This is a genomic window from Xanthobacter sp. 126 (genome assembly GCF_000526175.1).
GTDB lineage: Bacteria > Pseudomonadota > Alphaproteobacteria > Rhizobiales > Xanthobacteraceae > Xanthobacter > Xanthobacter aminoxidans.
Genome location: NZ_JAFO01000001.1, coordinates 3,622,264 through 3,639,966 on the forward strand (window position 1 = coordinate 3,622,264; position 17,703 = coordinate 3,639,966).

Annotated in this window: 17 protein-coding genes, 3 tRNA genes and 2 pseudogenes; 18 read left to right on the plus strand and 4 right to left on the minus strand. The window is 65.8% G+C overall.

Features of this window, described 5'->3' with window-relative positions; all coding sequences use genetic code 11:
* Positions 1 to 115: 115 nt before the first annotated feature.
* From XAN126_RS0117265 to XAN126_RS0117295, 7 genes are all read left to right on the plus strand, one after another.
* Positions 116 to 2,887: a molybdopterin cofactor-binding domain-containing protein gene (locus XAN126_RS0117265; RefSeq protein ID WP_024279842.1), complete on the plus strand. Its 2,772-nt coding sequence runs from the start codon at positions 116 to 118 to the stop codon at positions 2,885 to 2,887.
* A gap of 13 nt (positions 2,888 to 2,900) precedes the next feature.
* The gene (locus XAN126_RS0117270; protein WP_024279843.1) at positions 2,901 to 3,416 is read left to right on the plus strand and encodes a 2Fe-2S iron-sulfur cluster-binding protein; all 516 of its coding nucleotides are present in this window, start codon (positions 2,901 to 2,903) and stop codon (positions 3,414 to 3,416) included.
* A gap of 33 nt (positions 3,417 to 3,449) precedes the next feature.
* The gene (locus XAN126_RS0117275) at positions 3,450 to 4,040 is read left to right on the plus strand and encodes an Isoquinoline 1-oxidoreductase subunit (RefSeq protein WP_245272272.1); all 591 of its coding nucleotides are present in this window, start codon (positions 3,450 to 3,452) and stop codon (positions 4,038 to 4,040) included.
* 46 nt (positions 4,041 to 4,086) lie between these two features.
* Positions 4,087 to 5,184 (plus strand): hypothetical protein, encoded by a 1,098-nt coding sequence (locus XAN126_RS0117280; protein ID WP_024279845.1) that lies wholly within the window; start codon positions 4,087 to 4,089, stop codon positions 5,182 to 5,184.
* A gap of 56 nt (positions 5,185 to 5,240) precedes the next feature.
* Positions 5,241 to 6,227, plus strand: a complete 987-nt coding sequence (locus XAN126_RS0117285; RefSeq protein WP_024279846.1) for a polysaccharide deacetylase — start codon at positions 5,241 to 5,243, stop codon at positions 6,225 to 6,227.
* A 352-nt stretch (positions 6,228 to 6,579) separates the two neighbouring features.
* Positions 6,580 to 8,010 (plus strand): DUF1254 domain-containing protein, encoded by a 1,431-nt coding sequence (locus XAN126_RS0117290; protein WP_024279847.1) that lies wholly within the window; start codon positions 6,580 to 6,582, stop codon positions 8,008 to 8,010.
* Positions 8,011 to 8,159: 149 nt separating this feature from the next.
* Entirely contained in the window at positions 8,160 to 8,780 is a 621-nt protein-coding gene (locus XAN126_RS0117295) for a hypothetical protein (RefSeq protein WP_024279848.1), read from the plus strand.
* A gap of 290 nt (positions 8,781 to 9,070) precedes the next feature.
* Here XAN126_RS0117295 and XAN126_RS0117300 read toward each other — a convergent pair.
* Positions 9,071 to 9,144: transfer RNA gene (locus tag XAN126_RS0117300), tRNA-Gly, on the minus strand.
* Between the two features lie 133 nt (positions 9,145 to 9,277).
* A tRNA-Tyr gene (locus XAN126_RS0117305) sits at positions 9,278 to 9,362 on the minus strand.
* Between the two features lie 300 nt (positions 9,363 to 9,662).
* Between XAN126_RS0117305 and rlmB the strand changes: the two genes are divergently transcribed.
* The 5 genes from rlmB (at position 9,663) to XAN126_RS29105 (ending at position 13,367) form a co-directional block, all read left to right on the plus strand.
* Positions 9,663 to 10,520: a 23S rRNA (guanosine(2251)-2'-O)-methyltransferase RlmB gene (gene rlmB / locus XAN126_RS0117310; RefSeq protein WP_024279849.1), complete on the plus strand. Its 858-nt coding sequence runs from the start codon at positions 9,663 to 9,665 to the stop codon at positions 10,518 to 10,520.
* 330 nt (positions 10,521 to 10,850) lie between these two features.
* The gene (locus XAN126_RS0117315) at positions 10,851 to 12,518 is read left to right on the plus strand and encodes an MFS transporter (RefSeq protein ID WP_024279850.1); all 1,668 of its coding nucleotides are present in this window, start codon (positions 10,851 to 10,853) and stop codon (positions 12,516 to 12,518) included.
* 126 nt (positions 12,519 to 12,644) lie between these two features.
* Positions 12,645 to 12,719: transfer RNA gene (locus XAN126_RS0117320), tRNA-Thr, on the plus strand.
* Positions 12,720 to 12,881: 162 nt separating this feature from the next.
* The gene (locus XAN126_RS29100) at positions 12,882 to 13,076 is read left to right on the plus strand and encodes an Arm DNA-binding domain-containing protein (protein WP_245272384.1); all 195 of its coding nucleotides are present in this window, start codon (positions 12,882 to 12,884) and stop codon (positions 13,074 to 13,076) included.
* Between the two features lie 27 nt (positions 13,077 to 13,103).
* On the plus strand, positions 13,104 to 13,367 hold the full coding sequence (locus XAN126_RS29105; protein ID WP_024279851.1) for a hypothetical protein: 264 nt from the start codon (positions 13,104 to 13,106) through the stop codon (positions 13,365 to 13,367).
* 251 nt (positions 13,368 to 13,618) lie between these two features.
* Here the strand turns inward: XAN126_RS29105 and XAN126_RS27880 are convergent.
* A protein-coding gene (locus XAN126_RS27880; protein WP_197024053.1) for an IS5 family transposase occupies positions 13,619 to 14,364 on the minus strand; the annotation gives its coding sequence in 2 pieces (ribosomal slippage) (positions 13,619 to 14,052 and positions 14,052 to 14,364; 747 coding nt in all).
* A 1,028-nt stretch (positions 14,365 to 15,392) separates the two neighbouring features.
* Between XAN126_RS27880 and XAN126_RS28435 the strand changes: the two are divergent.
* Positions 15,393 to 15,688: pseudogene (locus XAN126_RS28435) on the plus strand (integrase core domain-containing protein); the annotation flags it as partial.
* An 82-nt stretch (positions 15,689 to 15,770) separates the two neighbouring features.
* Here the strand turns inward: XAN126_RS28435 and XAN126_RS28440 are convergent.
* Positions 15,771 to 15,866 (minus strand): annotated as a pseudogene (locus tag XAN126_RS28440) (transglutaminase N-terminal domain-containing protein); the annotation flags it as partial.
* A 335-nt stretch (positions 15,867 to 16,201) separates the two neighbouring features.
* Between XAN126_RS28440 and XAN126_RS0117340 the strand changes: the two are divergent.
* The 5 genes from XAN126_RS0117340 to XAN126_RS0117360 all read left to right on the plus strand — a co-directional run bounded on the left by XAN126_RS0117340 (position 16,202) and on the right by XAN126_RS0117360 (position 17,672).
* Complete coding sequence (locus XAN126_RS0117340; RefSeq protein WP_024278065.1) at positions 16,202 to 16,414, plus strand: cold-shock protein; 213 nt, start codon at positions 16,202 to 16,204, stop codon at positions 16,412 to 16,414.
* Positions 16,415 to 16,619: 205 nt separating this feature from the next.
* Positions 16,620 to 16,748 carry a hypothetical protein gene (locus XAN126_RS29305; protein WP_280938289.1) on the plus strand — a complete coding sequence of 43 codons (129 nt, stop codon included), beginning with the start codon at positions 16,620 to 16,622 and terminating at the stop codon, positions 16,746 to 16,748.
* 9 nt (positions 16,749 to 16,757) lie between these two features.
* On the plus strand, positions 16,758 to 17,063 hold the full coding sequence (locus XAN126_RS0117350; protein ID WP_024279854.1) for a hypothetical protein: 306 nt from the start codon (positions 16,758 to 16,760) through the stop codon (positions 17,061 to 17,063).
* A 27-nt stretch (positions 17,064 to 17,090) separates the two neighbouring features.
* Positions 17,091 to 17,354 carry a DUF1488 domain-containing protein gene (locus tag XAN126_RS0117355; RefSeq protein ID WP_024278067.1) on the plus strand — a complete coding sequence of 88 codons (264 nt, stop codon included), beginning with the start codon at positions 17,091 to 17,093 and terminating at the stop codon, positions 17,352 to 17,354.
* A 96-nt stretch (positions 17,355 to 17,450) separates the two neighbouring features.
* Entirely contained in the window at positions 17,451 to 17,672 is a 222-nt protein-coding gene (locus tag XAN126_RS0117360; RefSeq protein WP_024278068.1) for a hypothetical protein, read from the plus strand.
* Positions 17,673 to 17,703 lie beyond the last annotated feature (31 nt).

Below are 17,703 nucleotides of genomic sequence, written 5' to 3' on the forward strand. Positions count from 1 at the left end.
GCCTGATTTAAATTTTATCGCACCGCACGCCTCGAATTTCCAAAAATGATGCGACGTATCGGCATTCATAAATTACTGATACCCTGATTTTTACTTGGTCCGGGGAAGAAAAAACATGCGTCCCTCGCGGCGTGATTTCGTGACGTGGGTTGCTGCCAGCGGGATCATGCTTGCCATGAGCCGCATCGGCGCGGCGCGGGGCGCCGGCTTCGACGCGAGCCAGACGCTCCCCGGCCCGGCCGCGTCCCGCCTCCCCGGCGCCACGACCGGGCGCATCGATGCCTTGGCCAAGGTGACGGGCGCGAAGCTCTACGCATCGGATTTCCGCGCGGCGGACATGGAGGGCTGGCCGGCAACGACCGCCCATGCCCTGCTCCTGCGTGCCGCCGATGCCACCCATGTCTTCACCGGGCTCGATCTCTCCGCGCTGGACGCCGGCGCCCGGCCGACGCAGATCGTGACAGCGCAGGATCTGGAGCGCGCCGGGGTCCGCGTGCCGCCCTTCTATGCCGGCGACCTGCTCTGCCCGGCGGGCAAGACGCCGCTCTATCTCGGCCAGCCGCTGGCGCTTCTGCTGTTCGAGACGTTCGATGCCTACGACCGGGCGCGGGCGATCCTGCGCGAGAAGGCCCCTGCCCGGTTCGGCGCCGATACCGGCCCCGTGGCGGAGCCGAACTACGCCGCCCTGCGCTTCACCCGCGTCGCGGGGGATGCGCCCGGCGCGCCGGATGTCTATTCGCCCTTGATCGAGGGCTGGATCAGCCCCGGCGTCTTCGAGCCCGGCGGCCGGCCCGTCTGGCAGCCGCTGCCCACCTCCGAAGGCGGCCAGTACAAGAAGGGCGCCATCCACGGCGAGGCCATCCGCGCCTTCATCGCCGCCGGCGCGCCGGACATGCTGGTCCTCGACCGCCGGTTCCGCACCCAGTCCGTGGACCCCATGTTCCTGGAACCGGAGGGCGGCCTCGCCTGGTATGACCAGCAGGTCAAGGCGCTCAGGATGGTGCTCGGCGTCCAGTCGCCGCTCGAAGCGAGCGAGGAGCTGGCCCACCTTCTGGGAGCGGCGGCGGCGGGGTTCCGCCCCGAGCGGATCGAGAGCCATTTCGCCCATCTGGGCGGCGGCTTCGGCGGACGCGACCATAGCCCGTTCCCGTTCTACGTGGCTTTGGCCGCCATGTTCCTGCCGGGACGCCCCATCCGCCTCACCCACGACCGGTTTCAGCAGTTCCAGGGCGGCATCAAGCGCCATGCCTTCGACATGCACACGCAGGTGGCCTTCGAACGCGCCACCGGGCGGATGCGGGCCTTTGCGGCCGACCATGTCCTCGATGGCGGCGGCCTTGCCAACTATTCGGCGAGCGTGGCCGCAGTGTCGGCCACATCAGCCATCGGCATCTACGATGTCCCGAAGGTGGACGTGACCACCCTCGCCGAACACACCCGCGGCGTGACGGCCGGGTCCATGCGCGGCTACGGCGTGCTCCAGACCACCACGGCTCTGGAGACGCTGGTGGACGAAGCAGCGCAGGCCCTGTCGATCGACCCGATCACCCTTCGGCGGCGCAACCTGCTGAAGGCCGGCGATCTGACCATGACCGGCAATCCGTGGACCGTCTCGATCCGCACGCCGGAAATCCTCGACAAGCTCGAAGGCCACGCCTTGTGGCGGGGCCGCGCTGCCGCCCGCAAGGCGGCCCCGGCCGGGACGCTGGTCGGCACCGGCGTCGCCGTCTGCGCCAAGGACTACGGGACCGGAGCGGACTGCTCCCTCGGCCGGGTGGAGGTCGATCCCCAGGGGCGCATCCGCATCTTTTGCGACGCGGTCGAGATGGGCAACGGCATCGGAACGGCGGTGGCGAACCGCGTGGCGGGCCTCCTCGGACGGCGGGCGGATGCGGTCTCCGTCGCCCGCATCGATGCGTTCGATGAACTCGGGCTCGTGACCTCAGGCGATCCCTACACCCTCACGCAGGTGGAGCAGGGCGAAGCCGCCCGCAATCCGCGCTGGGTGCCGGCGATCAGCTCGGCCACCAGCGCCTCCATCGGCGCCCATGTGGGTACCCAGGCGGCGGCCGAGGCAGCGCGGCTCATTTTTCGCTTCGGGCTATGGCCGGCGGCGCTCAGCCTGTGGGGCATCGCCCAGGACGATCCGCGCCGCTTCATGTGGCAGGAGGCCTTCTGGTTCGACGGCGCGCTCATCCTCTCCGGCCTGCCGCCGCTGAAGCAGGAAAAGGTGGCCGCCAGCGCGCACGAGATGGGTGGCCTCACCGGCGCCATGGCCCACGCCTTCTCCCGATGGGCATGGGCGCAGGCGGCTTTTCCGCTGGACGGGTTCGAATGGGTCGTGGATCTCGATGCGCTGGCGGTGCGCCGCGGCGGCGGTGCGTTCAAGGTGCTGGACCGCAGCTTCATCGCCTTCCCGCCGGCTAGCTACAACCGGATCGGCACCTCCTTCACATCGAGCTGCGGCACGCTGGTCAAGGTCGAGATCGAGAAGGCGAGCGGCGCCGTGCGGGTCTCCCAGGCCTACAGCGTGCTGGAATGCGGCGAGGTGCTGACCCCTGAGGTGGTGGTCGGCCAGGCGCAGGGCGGCTTCGCCATGGGCCTTGGCTACGCTTTGCTCGAAACCCTGCCGCCGTTCGAGGACGGGCCCGGCAACGGCCGCTGGAACCTCGGCGACTATGTGGTCGCCCGCGGCTCCGATCTTCCCCTCCACGCGCTGGAGGTGGAAGTCTTGCCACGCGTTGCGCCGAACGAGCCGCCCAAGGGCATGGCCGAGGTGGTCATGATCCCGGTGGTGCCCGCCATTCTCAACGCCATCCACGATGCCACCGGGCATCGTTTCCGTGCCTTGCCCGTCACGCCGGACGATGTCCGGCGGGTGCTGTGAAGGGAGAAGCCGCTTGCCTCCGGTCTCACTCACCATCAACGGTCGCAGCCACGGTCCCATCGAGGTCCGCGAGGGCCTGAGCATGAACGACTTCCTGCGGGAAGTGCTGGGCATGACCGGTACCAAGTTCGGCTGCGGCGCCGCCCAGTGCCTCAGTTGCGCGGTCATCGTGGATCATGCGGACGGCACCAGCTCGACCACGCCCACCTGCATCGCGCCCGCCACCGATTTCGACACGCTCGCCATCCGCACCGTGGAGGGCCACGCGACGAACGGCGAGCTGACGCCCCTGCAGAAGAGCTTCGTCGCCCATTTCGCCTTCCAGTGCGGCTATTGCACCCCCGGCTTCCTCAATGAGGGGCAGGTATTGCTGGAGCGGCTGGAACGCTCGCCCATTCCCCGGGCCGATCTGGAGCGCACCATCGCCGAGGCCCTCGACGGCCATCTGTGCCGCTGCTCCGGCTACGTGAAATACCATCAGGCGGTGCGCGATGTCGTGCTCGCCGACCCCAAACGCTTCCTGACCTGAGGGGCTTCGATGCTGTTCGACAGGCGCCTCACAATGACCCTGCCTGCGGCGGCCCTCGCCGGGCTGCTGGCGGCAGCCGGGATCGCGCTTTCGGCGCCCGCAGGTACGCTTTCGGCGCCGGACGCCTTCGCCGCCATCGCTGATCCGACACAGCGGTCGGCAGCCTATTTCGGTGAGCTGAGCAAGGTGCTCACCCACCCGCGCTGCACCAATTGCCACCCCGCCACGGATCGGCCCCGACAGGGGGATTCCGCACGTCTGCACCAGCCGCCGGTGACGCGCGGCGCGGACGGGTTCGGCACCGCGAGCCTCAGGTGCGGCACCTGCCATCACGGCGAGAACTACGCGCCGGCCGGCGTGCCCGGCCATCCCGAATGGCATCTCGCGCCCGCCGAGATGGCCTGGGAAGGCAAGAGCCCGGCCGAAATCTGCATTCAGATCAAGGACCCGAGCCGCAACGGCGGACGATCGCTCGCCGATCTCATCGCCCATATCGGCGACGACACGCTGGTCGGCTGGGCCTGGCATCCGGGCGGCGCGCGGACGCCCGCGCCGGGATCGCAACAGGAGGCGAAAGCCCTGGTCAAGGCGTGGGTCGAGAGCGGCGCCGCCTGCCCCAAATGATCTGCCCCCAGCGACCCGCGCAAAATGACATATGGAGGAGGAAACGATGAAATACCGTTCCGTCGGATTGGCCGTGGCGGCGGCGCTCGCCGCAACGCCGCTGCCCGGCGCCCTCGCGGCCGAGCCACCGGCCTATCTCAAGCCCATCTCAGGGCCGCCGCAGCCGCTTTCCGCGCAGGATCTCGCCACCCGCAACGTCCTCCAGCTCAACACCACCATGTTCGCGCTGTACGACAATGCCGGCACCGCGTTTCGCCGCAATATCCTCGCCAGCCATCCGGTCATCCTCGCGCTGTTCTCGGGCGCCGGCGGCCGCATGATCCTCTACCGGCCGGGCCAGCCGCCGCTGGAGGCGCCCTCGGTGCCCAGGGCCTATCAGGTGATGAAGTCGCTGGGCCACAGCGCCATGGCCATTTCCGAGGTCGTGCTGCCGTATCTGGACACGCCGAGCGACACCTCCTGGGTCGCGCCCATGCGGGCCTATCTGAGTGAGATGAAGAGCGCGCTGGAGACCATCGGCGCGGCGGAGATGCCCGATGCGTGGCGGGCGAATTCCCGCGCCATCCTGGAGAACAACATCGCCTTCATGGAGGACAGCCTCGCCAAGGGCGTCGTCTCCTTCGATGCGGTGCAGGCCTATGCGAAGAAGCAGGCGCCGGTCCTGCGCAACGCCATCGCCTGGGCGGCCCAGACGCAGGTGAAGCACTGGATGGGCGTGCTGGACGGCTGGAAGAAGGACCTCGGCGGCAGCTTCGATCAGGCCTTCGGCGCCAGCAACACCATCTATGTTGCGCGCCAGAACAACGTGCTGTTCAGCGTGCTCGCCCAGTATTTCGGCGAGAAAGCCATCAACGACCGCCTGTTCCTGATCGAGACCGTCTCCTTCACCACCACGCCGGAGGACATGCTCACGGCGGTGGTGCGCATCATCTCCGACCGCTCGGTGGGTGGACTGTTCTTCAACAACGACCGGCTGATGGATTACGAGCTGATGGGAGGCGATGCCCGCAAGGCCATCATCGCGGAGATGAAGGCGCGCGGACAGGAGCCGTTCCTGCCGCCGCAGGTGCCGTTCGGCTCGAAGCAGTGGCCGGCGCTGATCTCCGGCGGATCGGGCGCCGCCTCCCTCGACGATCTCCATTGAACGGCGCCCCGGGCGCGGCACATCCGTGCCCGGGACCATGCACAGGCAGGTGGGACATGCGCGCACCGATCTTCGCCCTTCTCCTCGCCGCCGTCGCGGCGCTCATCCCCGCGCGCGCTCCGGCGGCAGAGGACGCGGGCACCGACTGGATCACCGGCCTGCCGCGGCATGACATTCCGGTCGCCGCATGGCCGGGCGGCAGGAAGGTCGCCGTGCTGTTCATCCTCTACGTGGAGACGTGGGGCCACGGACAGGGGCCGAACTTCCGCCCCGACATGAGCGGCCGCATGCCCGATCTGGTGGACGAGGGGTTCCGGCAATACGCCATCAATTTCGGCCTGCCCCGCACCGGCCGGCTGTTCAAGGAGATGGGCGTTCCCCTCAGCCTCGCGCTGAATGCCCAGTTCCCCAAGGCGCAGCCGCAGGTGTGGGCGACGCTGCGGGCGCTCGTTCCGTCAGCGCCCATCATCGCCCACGGGCTGAACAATTCCACCGACCTCCTGCCCTTGTCGGAGGGGCCGGCGGCGCAGCGGGCCTATATCCGCAAGACGCTGGACATGATCGAGGCAGACACCGGCGTGCGCTCCACCGGCTGGTCGAGCCCGAGCGTCTATCCCGATGCGCAGACGTTCGAGGCCACCGCCGCCGAAGGCATCCGCTACACCCTCGACGGGATGGATTCCGACGTGTTGGCGCGCCTCGACACCAAGCCGGCGCCGCTGGTGATGGTGCCCTACCCGCCGAGCGTGGTGGACATGGGCCAGTATCTCTCCCGCTTCAAGGAAGCCGACGACCTCGCCCGCCTCTGGATCGACTACGTGCGCGAACTGGCCCGCGAGGCGAAAGCCGATCCGGCACGGCCGGCAACGGTGGTCGCCATCGGCATCCACCCCTTCGTCGTCGGCACGCCGGCGGGAGCAGCCGCTCTGCGGCGGGTGCTGGAGGCGCTGAAGGTCGAGGATCAGGTCTGGCTGGGCGACACGGAGGCGGTGATGCAGGCCGCCGGCCCGTCTTTGGCGAGTCCCGCTCCCGACAAGAAGTAATGAAGCGTCCTCAAATACCGCTCATACCGAGATCTGGAGGGTGCGCCGGGGCTTGACGAGAAGTTGAAGCCAATTTTCGGCGGGGAAAAATGCGTCGCCCTCCCTCGACCCGCGAAGATCGACGAAATCGGCGCAGGCGTTGAATAAATCCTGCTTTAAGAAATGGCCTCCGAACTGACTGAGATTACTAAACTACCACCCGACGTATCGGCAGGTATCAACTTATTTCCCCGCCCCCTGTGCGATGGCGCGCAAAGCAAAACGCGGCGCTTGGGCTTGAGATAACGTCCCGCCGCGCCGCAGGGCGGCTAGATGCAACGCAAGCTGCTCTTTATCGATTGGGGGATACGCAATGAAAGTTTCCAGGCGCACAGTTACGGCCGGTCTCGGCCTTCTGGGTGCGAGCTCAGCGCTTGGCTCAGCGCAGGCGGAAGGCTTCATCGGCGAAATGGTGACGGACGCGGAAGATCTGCGCGCCGCGTCTGATGCCTATATCTACGGCTACCCGCTCGTGACCATGGAGTTCACGCGTCGGGTGATGACCAATGTGGCGACCCCCGAGGGCAGCCATGCGCCCATGGGGCAATTCGCGCGCCTGCGCGCCTATCCCGATGCGAGCTTCCGCGACGTGACCGCACCCAACGCGGATACGCTCTACACGATGACGTGGCTCGACCTGGCCAAGGAGCCGTGGATCGTCAGCATCCCCGACATGAAGGGGCGCTATTACCTCTTCCCCATGCTGGACGGCTGGACCAACGTGTTCCAGGTTCCCGGCACCCGCACCACGGGCACCGGCGCGCAGACCTATGCCATCACCGGCCCCGGCTGGAAGGGCACGCTCCCGGCGGGCGTCGTCCAGTACAAGTCGCCGACCGCGCTCGTCTGGCTGCTCGGCCGCATCTACTGCACCGGCACGCCGGAGGATTACGCCGCCGTCCATGCGCTGCAGGATGCCTGCAAGGTCTATCCCCTCAGCGCCTATGGCAAGGACTACACCCCGCCCGCCGGCAAGGTGGACCCGTCCGTCGACATGAAGACGGCGGTGCGCGAGCAGGTGAACGCCCTGAGCGGCGTCGAGTACTTCAAGCTTCTGGCGGAGCTGATGAAGACCAACCCGCCCGTTCCCGCCGATGCGCCCATCCTGCCGAAGCTCGCCGAGATCGGCATCGTGCCCGGCAAGGATTTCGACGCCAAGGCCGCCAATCCCGAAGTGCTCGACCGGGTGAAAAAGATCAGCGTCGACCGTGTCATGCTGCACATGGTCACCAGCGGAGACTTCAAGAACGTCAACGGCTGGCGCTACAGCACCAAGACCGGCCTCTACGGCACCGACTACATGCAGCGCGCGCTGATCACCGCCGTCGGGCTCGGTGCCAACCGCCCCGAGGACGCGATCTATCCCATCTCGCTGAAGTCCGGCAGCGGCGTCTTCGCGCGCAAGTACAACGGCGCCAATAAGTATGTTATGCATTTCCCCAAGGGGCAGCTGCCTCCGGTGAAGGGCTTCTGGTCCCTCACCATGTATGACGACAAGTATTTCTTCGTCGCCAATCCCATCAACCGCTACTCGATCAGCGCCCGGCAGAACCTGAAGGCCAACGCCGATGGCTCGATCGACCTCTACGTCCAGCACGACTCGCCGGGAGCGGACAAGGAGTCGAACTGGCTGCCGGCACCGGCGGGCGAGTTCATCCTCATGCTGCGCATGTACTGGCCGAACCCCAAGAAGCCTTCGATCCTCGACGGCACCTGGACGATTCCTGAAGTCAAGGCGTCCTGACACCAGGGCGCTGGCTCCGGCGCCCTCCCGCAGAGAAACGATCCGCCCTCCGGACGCAGGCGACCTCACCGGCCGCCTGCGTAGAGGGCGTTCATTGACTGTTCCCGAACTCCCGGCCCGGGTGCCGGGTCTACCAAAAGGAAAATGAGATGACCTTTCGCACGCTGAAGCTGGCCGTCGCTGCCGGCAGCCTTGCCGCCGCCAGCCTCGCCGCCGCCCTGCCGGCCGCGGCCCAGGCACCCGCCGTGCCGAAGCCCGAGGCGGTCGAGGTCGTGACCCTGCCGGGCGTCGGCAGCGCCACCGTCCTCACCTACAAGGTCCGCTTCGTCTCTGCCGATCCGGCGACCCGCCGGGTCGTGCTCGAGACCCCGGCCGGCAAGCGCTGGGCCGTCATCGCCCCGCCGCTGGTGGGCGACCTCACCGCCTTCCGCAACGGCCAGAGCCTGCTGATCCGCAAGCTGCCCGGCGTGGTCACCGCCATTGCCAAGCCCGCCAAGAACGAGCCCGCTGAAGTCCTGAACGAGGTCGTGGTGAACGACGGCCTGCCCGGCCTGCCCGAGGGCTTCGGCCTGCGCGAGGTGACGATCGTCGCCCCCGTCGTCGGCACCGATCCGGCCGCGGGCACCGTGAGCTTCCCCGGCCCCGATGGCTACCTGCGCACCCTGAAGGCCGCCAACGGCAAGGTTCTCAGCGACCTCCAGACGCTGCAGCAGGGTGTCAACGCGAAGTTCACCTACGTGGAAGGCCTCGCCATCAACGCGGTGCAGTGAACGGTCGCCTGACGACTGTTTGAAGGATTGGAACCTCGACCTCGGTGGGGTGTGCGATGTCGGCTCGGGGCCGCCGTGCAGCGAGCGAGGTTCCAGGCCGTCAGGGGCTCCGAACGCCCCTGGCGGCCGCTTTCGTTCTGGGAGCATAATCGTCACGGCCATCGGAGTCGCCGCATCACCGGCATGGTCGCGTCCCGACGAATCGGGAGGTCAGCACCCCAGGCGATCGGCGCTCATGAGCCGGCTGGAACGGCGCGGACAGGCACGGCCTGAAATTCAGGAGACAGGGCTGGAGCGGGTGAAGGGAATCGAACCCTCGTATTCAGCTTGGAAGGCTGCTGCTCTACCATTGAGCTACACCCGCATGCCGGCTGGCTTAGCATGCCGGTTCAAAGCGCGGAAGAGGTGACGGGCGACCGGACAGGCCGGCTCCCTCCTGCTTCCGCGGGCCGGCGGACACCGGCCCCGCGCTCGTGAGAGCGCATTGCGACGACGGGTGGTGGAGGGGGTTGGATTTGAACCAACGTAGGCAGAGCCAACGGATTTACAGTCCGTCCCCTTTAACCACTCGGGCACCCCTCCATAACGACGCCCGTCATCGCGGACCTTCATGCCGGAGCAGGAAGGCTTCGAGCCGGACTGGTGATGCAGGAAAGCGCCAGCGGCCGAAGGTGACGCAGAGCGTGAACTCAAATCGCCATCCGAGGCCGGGTTTATGTGAAAACACCGTGCCGAAGTCAACCGGAAATCGCCCGCCCATGCGCCTCGATCCCCGCCCCTGTGGACGGCCGGGCCGGCCGTGCCACCGCAACCGGCCCCGAAACGCCTGTCCGGGCCCCGCCGCCCCTTGCGCGCGGCGGCGGTGTCTGACAAAGCCACGTCATGTCTGATCGTCCGCCCCGCGAACCTCGCCGCCCCGGCGCCCGCCCGCCCTTCGCCGGCCGTGGCGGCCCGCGCCCATCCGGCGCGCCGTTTCCCCCGCGCAAGGGCAAGGGTGGCGGCAAGCCGCCACCGTGGGCCGGCGCGGACGATGTCGCGCTTCTCTATGGCTGGCATACGGTCGCCGAGGCCATCGGCAATCCCAAGCGGCGGTTCCGCAAGCTGATGGCGACGGAAAACGCGATCAACCGCCTCGCCGAGGAGGGACTTGTCCCGCCGGTCACGCCCGAGCTGGTGCGCCCCGGCGACATCGACAAGCTGCTGGGGCCGGATGCGGTGCATCAGGGCCTCCTGGCGGAGGTCGACCACCTGCGGTCGCCCCCGCTCAAGGATCTCGCGCAAAGCGAGCTTGTCCTCGTGCTCGACCAGATCACCGACCCGCACAATGTCGGCGCTATCGTGCGCTCGGCGGCGGCGTTCGGGGTGAGCGCCATCGTCACCACCGCCCGTCACAGCCCGGCGGCCACCGGCGTGCTGGCCAAGAGCGCGTCAGGCGGGCTGGAGCACGTGCCCTTCTGCCTGGTGCAGAATCTGTCGCGGGCGCTGACCGAGCTGAAGGACAACGGCATGCTGGTGGTCGGCCTCGACAGCGAGGGGCCGGCGGACATCGAGGACACCCGGTTGCGGGCCCCTCTCGCCCTGGTGCTGGGCGCCGAGGGCAAGGGCCTGCGCCAGCTCACCCGCGAGACGTGCGACGTGCTGGCGCGCATCGATCTGCCCGGCGCCATCAAGAGCCTCAACGTTTCCAATGCCGCCGCCTTGGCCCTCGGCATCGCCCGCCGCGCGCTGAAGAAGAGCTGACGCGGGGCAGGCCTGCCAGAAGGCAGGCCGCCATGCTGCGGCGCATGCATTTTTCGCCTTGCACCTAAGACCAATGACCAATCGTAAGGTCGCCACACCTTCGCCATGATACCGCTCGGCGCGCCGTGCGCGCCCAGCCCTGCGGGATATCCGCGCGCCAACAATGACGCGGAACCCAGAGGGTCTACCGGAGGAACGCCCTGAGATCCGTCGCACTCCCGCGTGCGCACGGCGCGGTGGGCTTGCGCCGAAAAGACCCTCTCTCGCAGGACCTGTTGGGTCCGACATCCGCCGGCGGCGGAACCCGAAGCGATGGGAGGGATAGGTTCCATGAGCGTGACCACAGCGGGGGCGGCAGCCAAGCCTCGCCCCATGAGCCGGGAGGAGAAGAAGGTCATCTTCGCCTCGTCCCTGGGCACCGTCTTCGAGTGGTATGATTTCTATCTGTATGGCTCGCTGGCAGCCATCATCGGCGCACAGTTCTTCTCCGCCTATCCGCCGGCCACGCGCGACATCTTCGCGCTGCTGGCCTTCGCTGCCGGCTTCCTGGTGCGCCCCTTCGGCGCCATCGTGTTCGGGCGCATCGGCGATCTCGTCGGCCGCAAGTACACCTTCCTCGTCACCATCCTCATCATGGGCCTGTCGACCTTCATCGTCGGCATCCTGCCCAACGCGGCCTCCATCGGCATCGCCGCCCCGATCATCCTGATCGGCCTGCGCCTGCTGCAGGGCCTAGCCCTCGGCGGTGAGTATGGCGGCGCCGCGACCTACGTGGCGGAGCACGCCCCGCACGGCCGCCGCGGCTTCTACACCTCGTGGATCCAGACCACGGCGACCCTCGGCCTGTTCCTCTCGCTGATCGTCATCCTGTTCACCCGCACCATCGTGGGCGAGCAGAATTTCGCGGCCTGGGGGTGGCGCGTGCCATTCCTCGTCTCCATCGTGCTGCTCGGCATCTCGGTCTGGATTCGTCTCCAGCTCTCCGAATCGCCGACCTTCCAGAAGATGAAGGAGGATGGCACCACCTCGAAGGCTCCGCTCTCGGAGGCTTTCGGCCAGTGGGGCAACCTCAAGTTCGTGCTGATCGCGCTGTTCGGCCTCGTCGCCGGCCAGGGCGTGGTCTGGTACACGGGCCAGTTCTATGCCCTGTTCTTCCTGCAATCGATCCTCAAGGTCGACGGCTACACCTCGAACCTGCTCATCGCGTGGTCGCTGGTGTTCGGCACGATGTTCTTCGTGTTCTTCGGCTGGCTGTCCGACAAGATCGGCCGCAAGCCGATCATCCTCGCCGGCTGCCTGATCGCCGCGGCGAGCTACTTCCCGCTGTTCAACATGATCACCACCTACGCCAACCCGGCGCTGGAAAAGGCGATCCAGAACATCCGGGTCACGGTTGTGTCCGATCCGGCGAACTGCGGAAGCCTGTTCAACCCGGTGGGCACCCGCATCTACACCCAGCCCTGCGACCTCGCCCGCGACTTCCTTGCGAAGTCCTCGGTGAAGTACTCGACCGAGGCCGGCCCCGCCGGTTCCCCGGTGCAGTTGAAGGTCAATGACGCGGTCGTGCCCTACAGCCCCGACTTCAACAAGGCGGCCCTTGCGGCGCTCCAGACGGCGGGCTACCCGTCGGCGGCGACCAACAAGGACGTCGTGAAGATGGCGCATCCGTTCGACATCTTCCGCCCGCAGGTGGCGGCGGTGATCGGGCTGCTGTTCATCCTCGTGCTGTTCGTGACCATGGTGTACGGCCCGATCGCGGCAGCTTTGGTCGAGCTGTTCCCGGCCCGCATCCGCTACACCTCCATGTCGCTTCCCTACCATATCGGTAACGGCTGGTTCGGCGGCCTGCTGCCGGCCACCGCCTTCGCCATGGTGGCCGCCACCGGCGACATCTACTACGGCCTCTGGTACCCGATCGTGATCGCGCTGATGACCTTCGTCATCGGTCTTCTGTTCGTGCCCGAGACCAAGGATCGCAACATCGATCACTGGCACTGAGGTTGCGCGCGGCCCCGCCGCGCGTCTCCCCGCAATCGAACGGCTCCGCCCAAGGCGGGGCCGTTTTCATTTCCCCCTCCCCCCGCTTGTTCAGCCCTTGGCGCGCTGCTAGAGCATGGGGCCGGAGCCGGGTTAGCACAGCGGTAGTGCAGCGGTTTTGTAAACCGAAGGTCGGGGGTTCGATCCCCTCACCCGGCACCATTTCCCCCTTAGCTGACATTCACCGACGTAAAGAAAATGGCCCAGATACAGGGGTTTTCGCTAGGTCGGCGTTAGTGGGCATAAGCCCTCAGCTGTTGGCATTCAGCGGATTTGTTGGCATGATTGTTGGCATCGTCAGGTGCCAACAATCATGCCAACAATATGGCGCTTTCTGATGTCGCCGTTCGTACCGCCAAACCCCAGCCGCGTCCCGTGAAGTTGTCTGACGGAGGCGGCCTTCACCTGCTGGTCACGCCCACGGGCGGCCGTCTTTGGCGCTTGGCTTACCGATTCGAAGGCAAACAGAAGCAACTCGCGCTCGGCGCCTACCCGGCAGTTGGGCTGGCCGACGCCTGAAAAGCAGGGGACGCAGCAAAGTCGGCTTTGGCGGCGGGTGTCGATCCAGCCGCGAAGGCAAAGGCGGAGAAAGCTGCGCGTCAGACGGCGGCAGCGAACACGTTCAATCTCATCGCCGACGAGCTTCTGGAAAAGCTGGCTCAGGAAAATCGGTCCGCCACAACGCTGGACAAGGTCGCTTGGCTGTTGGGGTTCGCCAGGGAGGAACTTGGAAATCGCCTAATCTCGGAGATCACCGCGGCGGAGGTGCTCTCCGTGCTGAAAAAAGATGGAGGCACGGGGGCGTCATGAAAGTGCCGGTCGGCTCCGATCAACCATTGGACGCGTTTTCCGATATGCGGCTGCGACAGCTCGGACGGATCGAGATCCAACCCTCGCCTTGAAGGGGTCTCTCGTCACCCCGACGGTCGTGCATCGTCCGGCAGTGACCGACCCGAAAGCCTTTGGAGCGCTGCTTCGTGCCATTGCGGGCTTCGACGGGCAACCCACGACAAGAGCTGCGCTGGAGCTCATGCCGATCCTCTTTTCAAGGCCTGGCGAGTTCAGGATGGCGGAATGGAGCGAGTTCGACCTCGAAAAGGCCGAATGTTCGGACGGCGATCGTAGCGCGTGGCGAGGCCGCGCATCTGCTTGATGCGGTTGAAGAAGCGCTCGACAAGGTTCCTCTGGCGGTAGAGCCACGGACTGAAGGCGAAGGTGCGCTTGCGGATCGTGCGAGGCGGCACATTGGCGAAAGCGCCGCGTTCCGCCGTCTCGGCGCGGATGGCGTCCGTGTCATAGGCCTTGTCGGCGAGGAGGATGCTGCCGGGTGCGAGCCGGGCCAGGAGTTCGCGCCCGGCCGGTGCGTCGCCGGCCTGCCCTGCGGTGAGCAAGAGGTGGATCGGACGGCCCTCCGCATCGACCAAGACGTGGATCTTGGTTGTCAGTCCACCCCGGGAGCGTCCCATGCAACCATCGTCATCGCCCCCTTTTTGATCGCGGCGCCGTGCTGGTGAACGCGAACGCAGGAGCTGTCGATCATGACGATGTCCCCGTCATAGGCGGCCGAGACCGCTTCCAGCAGCTTGTCCCAGACCCCCGCGACCCTCCAGCGCACGAAACGGTTGTAGAGGGTTGTACGCGGTCCATAGCGCTCCGGCACATCCCGCCACGGCGCACCGGTCCGAAAGCGCCAGAGGATGCCGTTGATCACCCGGCGGTCATCCACCCGCGCCACGCCGCGCACCTTGTTCGGCAGCAGCGGCGCGATGATCGCCCATTCCTCGTCGGTCAGCTCGTGGCGGCGCATCTGTTAGCCTCCCAGTTCGGGAGCTTGAATCATGACACGCTCAGGCGCGCAAATTTATGGGGCCACTGCCTAAACCGGGGCCTATCAAAGGCTAGGGTATTCGTCCGCCTCCACGCAGGCCATGGGGCGCGATCCGCGAGGTTGAGATGGCCTGAAGCACTTCGGCCCGCATTGAGGAGGCCGGGCGCCGGCAATTTGCTGTCCGCCGGGGCTGTAGCGGCGCTTTCAGCCCCCCAACCTGGTGAACAGAAGTTCGAGATAGGCAGCTTGAGCGGAACAGAAAAACACAACGATCAACGTACATATATTTGGACGCATTGTAGTAAAACGAGTAGCGTCGCGTTTCGTCTGAGAACTGCCCTCCGGAAAGGAGCGCGCAATGCCCAGCATCCATGACGACTTCGTGCATCGAAATAATATCAATAATTTTGAAAAAAAATCGAGACTGAAACGGACCCAACCATCCGCAAAACTCTTATTCGCCTACTTGCAGAAGAAAAGGCTGAAAAACCTCCTGCGGTATCCCGCAAAACTTGAATCTGCCTCGTAGGCGGAGACGCAGGGGTGCTCGCGATGCAGATGGAAATCCATTCTGACGCGGCCCATCTGCCTGGCAAGAAATGATAAAATGCAACGCTTGGCGGCACTGGAACGTGCAATTATCATGTTTACCTCTATCGAAACATATATAGCATCGAGTGATCGGATGTTGATGTTGTCTTTTCTCGGAGACATCGTCGCAGACTCAGATAAAATGCGAATTCGCGAGGGGCTTTTATTGCGCCCTGTGACGCTCAAAACCGCTGGGCTCACGTTAAAATCGAATGCCAGTTGAATAGACCATCGGCATCTGCCTCCGCCGGAGGCGGATGGGGGCAGAACAGCCGCCCCGCAACGGCTGCTCTGCCCTCCTCAATTTACCACCCCGCCCTCGACGATCGGACAGCGGCTGAGGAACGTAATCTCCGGTCACCAGTCATAGACGCGACCGGCGCAGCGTCGTGCTGACATTCGAACGGATCTGCCGGAGCATGGGCTATCCGCGGAACATCCGGGTGAATCAGGGATCGGAATTCGTCAGTCGGGACCTCGACCTATGAGCCGATCAGAATGGCGTAGCGCTCGACTTCTCGCTCCCGGGCAAGCCGACGGACAACGGCTTCATCGAGTCCGTCACCGGCAAGTTCCGGGCGGAATGCCTGAATACGCATTGGTTCATGAGCCTTGATGACGCGCGGGCGAAATGGCGACTTGGTGGAGAGACTACAACGAGTTTCGGCCGCACAGCGCGATCGACAATAAGCGGCCGATTGCGCTCATGAACGGCTCTCCGGCATCCCCTCGGGCAAGAGCCTTAACCCCGGAATTTTCCAGCTCCGGATGGCCTGGAAATGGGGAGCGCTTCAGCTTTCCCTGGGGCGGAGCATCAGTCGATGCGGTCCGAAGGTCACCGGCCGATGGAAGCGATAGGTGGTGGTGTGGCGGATCTGGAGGGGGATCAAGGGCGCTCCGTGGGGCTCTGCCGCGCTCGAGCGTCTGGCCAGGCTGCGCAAACAAAAGCGCTTCTGGCTAGCCTGGGGTCAGGTCTGCTCAAAGGGGACTGGCCCATCAGCTTAGCACATGGGCGGGCTGCCGCCTTGTTGAATTGATTGACGTATAAATAATGTTGCACACTCGCGAATATCGGAGCATAGTGATCTGGTCGATACAAAGCCTGATTAATTGGTTTCGCGCAGATTTGTATTTTGCGCCCATCCAGAAATTCTCGCCAGAAAATGCGATGTCGACGACTGGCCATGGGCCGGTGAGCCAATTATCGAAATTGAGAGGGTTTCCCATGACTGAGGGAACCGTGAAGTGGTTCAACGCCCAGAAGGGCTTTGGATTCATCGCTCCTGATGCGGGCGGCAATGACGCGTTCGTCCATATCAGCGCTGTCGAGCGCTCCGGCCTTGGCGAGCTGCGCGAAGGCCAGAAGGTGGGCTTTGAGCTCGTCGCCGATCGCAAGAGCGGGAAGATGTCCGCGGACATGCTCAAGGATCTGAGCTGACCTGATGGCCGGCAGCCCGAGTCTTTCAGGAATGCCGGACTGATCATTGTTGCCGAAGGCTGACCGCGGATGTACCGGCAGCTCCGGTGGTGATGTGCCATCCCTTTGCCTGGCAGAGCGCCCGACGCCCTGTGGCCCTTGATGGTCGCAGGGCGTTTTTCGTTTCGTCGGCAGGATCGACCCACGTGCCCGAGAGGAGACGGCCATGGCCAAAGGACAGATGCGCGGCAATCGCGAAACCAAGAAGCCGAAGAAGGTCAAGGTGCCCGAGCCGCCGGCGTCGTTCGTGAAGGGATCCCCCGTATCCTTGGGTCCGCCCAAGAAGAAGGGCTGAGGTGCTGTCATGAACGTCCGCACCCGTGAAACCACGGTCACGTTCGACCACGCCTTCCACCTCAGCGACGCGGACGGCGACCTCCCGGCGGGAACCTACCGTCTCGTCATCGACGAGGAGCAGCTTCTCGGCGTCTCATTCCTGGCCTACCGGCGCATGGCGACGATGCTGCACACGNCCGCCCTCGCGGCGCCTGCGGGTCGGAGCAAGTGTCTCTCGGTGAATGCCGCCGAACTCGATGCCGCCGTGTTGAAGGACCAGCAGACATCCGCGAGGGCGGGTGAAGCGCCGTCGGCGGACGCGCTCCTCCTTTGACGGACGGCCCGCAAACAGGAGGCTTCCATGACCCTTCAGTTTCCCAACGCGAGCCGCGTCTTTGATCCCGTCAGGCGCTGCGTGACCTTCTGGGGACACGATTCCGCGTTCGAGATCGCATTCCATCTCGACGCCGATGTGCTGACGCGGTTCAGTCCTCAGAGCGGCCAGGACGAGGCCGCCTCCCTGCGCACCTTCGACACCAACCGGCAGCGGATCGAGCGCGCCGCGAGCGGTGTGTATGCGCGGCGGCGGCAAAGCTTCCACCGCCTGTCTACGTCCGACTTCTAGGGCCCACCATCGGCCGGCGCCCCGGCCCCCTTCGCGCGATCGCACGCGAGCGGCGCGTCGCACGCCGTGCCTCCGGCAAGAAAGGCGTTCGATCGCATGAACAAGGGCCTCCACATCGTTTTCCAGTCGCTCGACGCGGAGCACGTCCTCGCCCGGGTCATCTGGCGCGAGCAGGACAGTGGCGGCGGCAGCCTCACGCTCGAGATGCCTGTCCGCAACAGCGCGGCCGCTCCCAAGAGCACCGAGCAACTCCAGGCCGACGCCCGCGCCCTTGCCGTCCGCTTCGCCCGGGCCTTCGCGGACACCATCCAGGATTAGCGCGGTGTCCCGCCGGTCATGAGACCGCACG

Bases quoted from the DNA above. Each gene is read 5' to 3' on its own strand.
- rlmB (WP_024279849.1), top strand. From the start codon at position 9,663: ATGTCTGATCGTCCGCCCCGCGAACCTCGCCGCCCCGGCGCCCGCCCG.
- XAN126_RS0117340 (WP_024278065.1), top strand. From the start codon at position 16,202: ATGACTGAGGGAACCGTGAAGTGGTTCAACGCCCAGAAGGGCTTTGGA.
- XAN126_RS29305 (WP_280938289.1), top strand. From the start codon at position 16,620: ATGGCCAAAGGACAGATGCGCGGCAATCGCGAAACCAAGAAGCCGAAG.
- XAN126_RS0117280 (WP_024279845.1), top strand. From the start codon at position 4,087: ATGAAATACCGTTCCGTCGGATTGGCCGTGGCGGCGGCGCTCGCCGCA.
- XAN126_RS29100 (WP_245272384.1), top strand. From the start codon at position 12,882: ATGGCGCTTTCTGATGTCGCCGTTCGTACCGCCAAACCCCAGCCGCGT.
- XAN126_RS0117315 (WP_024279850.1), top strand. From the start codon at position 10,851: ATGAGCGTGACCACAGCGGGGGCGGCAGCCAAGCCTCGCCCCATGAGC.
- XAN126_RS0117355 (WP_024278067.1), top strand. From the start codon at position 17,091: ATGACCCTTCAGTTTCCCAACGCGAGCCGCGTCTTTGATCCCGTCAGG.
- XAN126_RS0117295 (WP_024279848.1), top strand. From the start codon at position 8,160: ATGACCTTTCGCACGCTGAAGCTGGCCGTCGCTGCCGGCAGCCTTGCC.
- XAN126_RS0117285 (WP_024279846.1), top strand. From the start codon at position 5,241: ATGCGCGCACCGATCTTCGCCCTTCTCCTCGCCGCCGTCGCGGCGCTC.
- XAN126_RS0117265 (WP_024279842.1), top strand. From the start codon at position 116: ATGCGTCCCTCGCGGCGTGATTTCGTGACGTGGGTTGCTGCCAGCGGG.
- XAN126_RS0117275 (WP_245272272.1), top strand. From the start codon at position 3,450: ATGACCCTGCCTGCGGCGGCCCTCGCCGGGCTGCTGGCGGCAGCCGGG.
- XAN126_RS0117360 (WP_024278068.1), top strand. From the start codon at position 17,451: ATGAACAAGGGCCTCCACATCGTTTTCCAGTCGCTCGACGCGGAGCAC.
- XAN126_RS0117290 (WP_024279847.1), top strand. From the start codon at position 6,580: ATGAAAGTTTCCAGGCGCACAGTTACGGCCGGTCTCGGCCTTCTGGGT.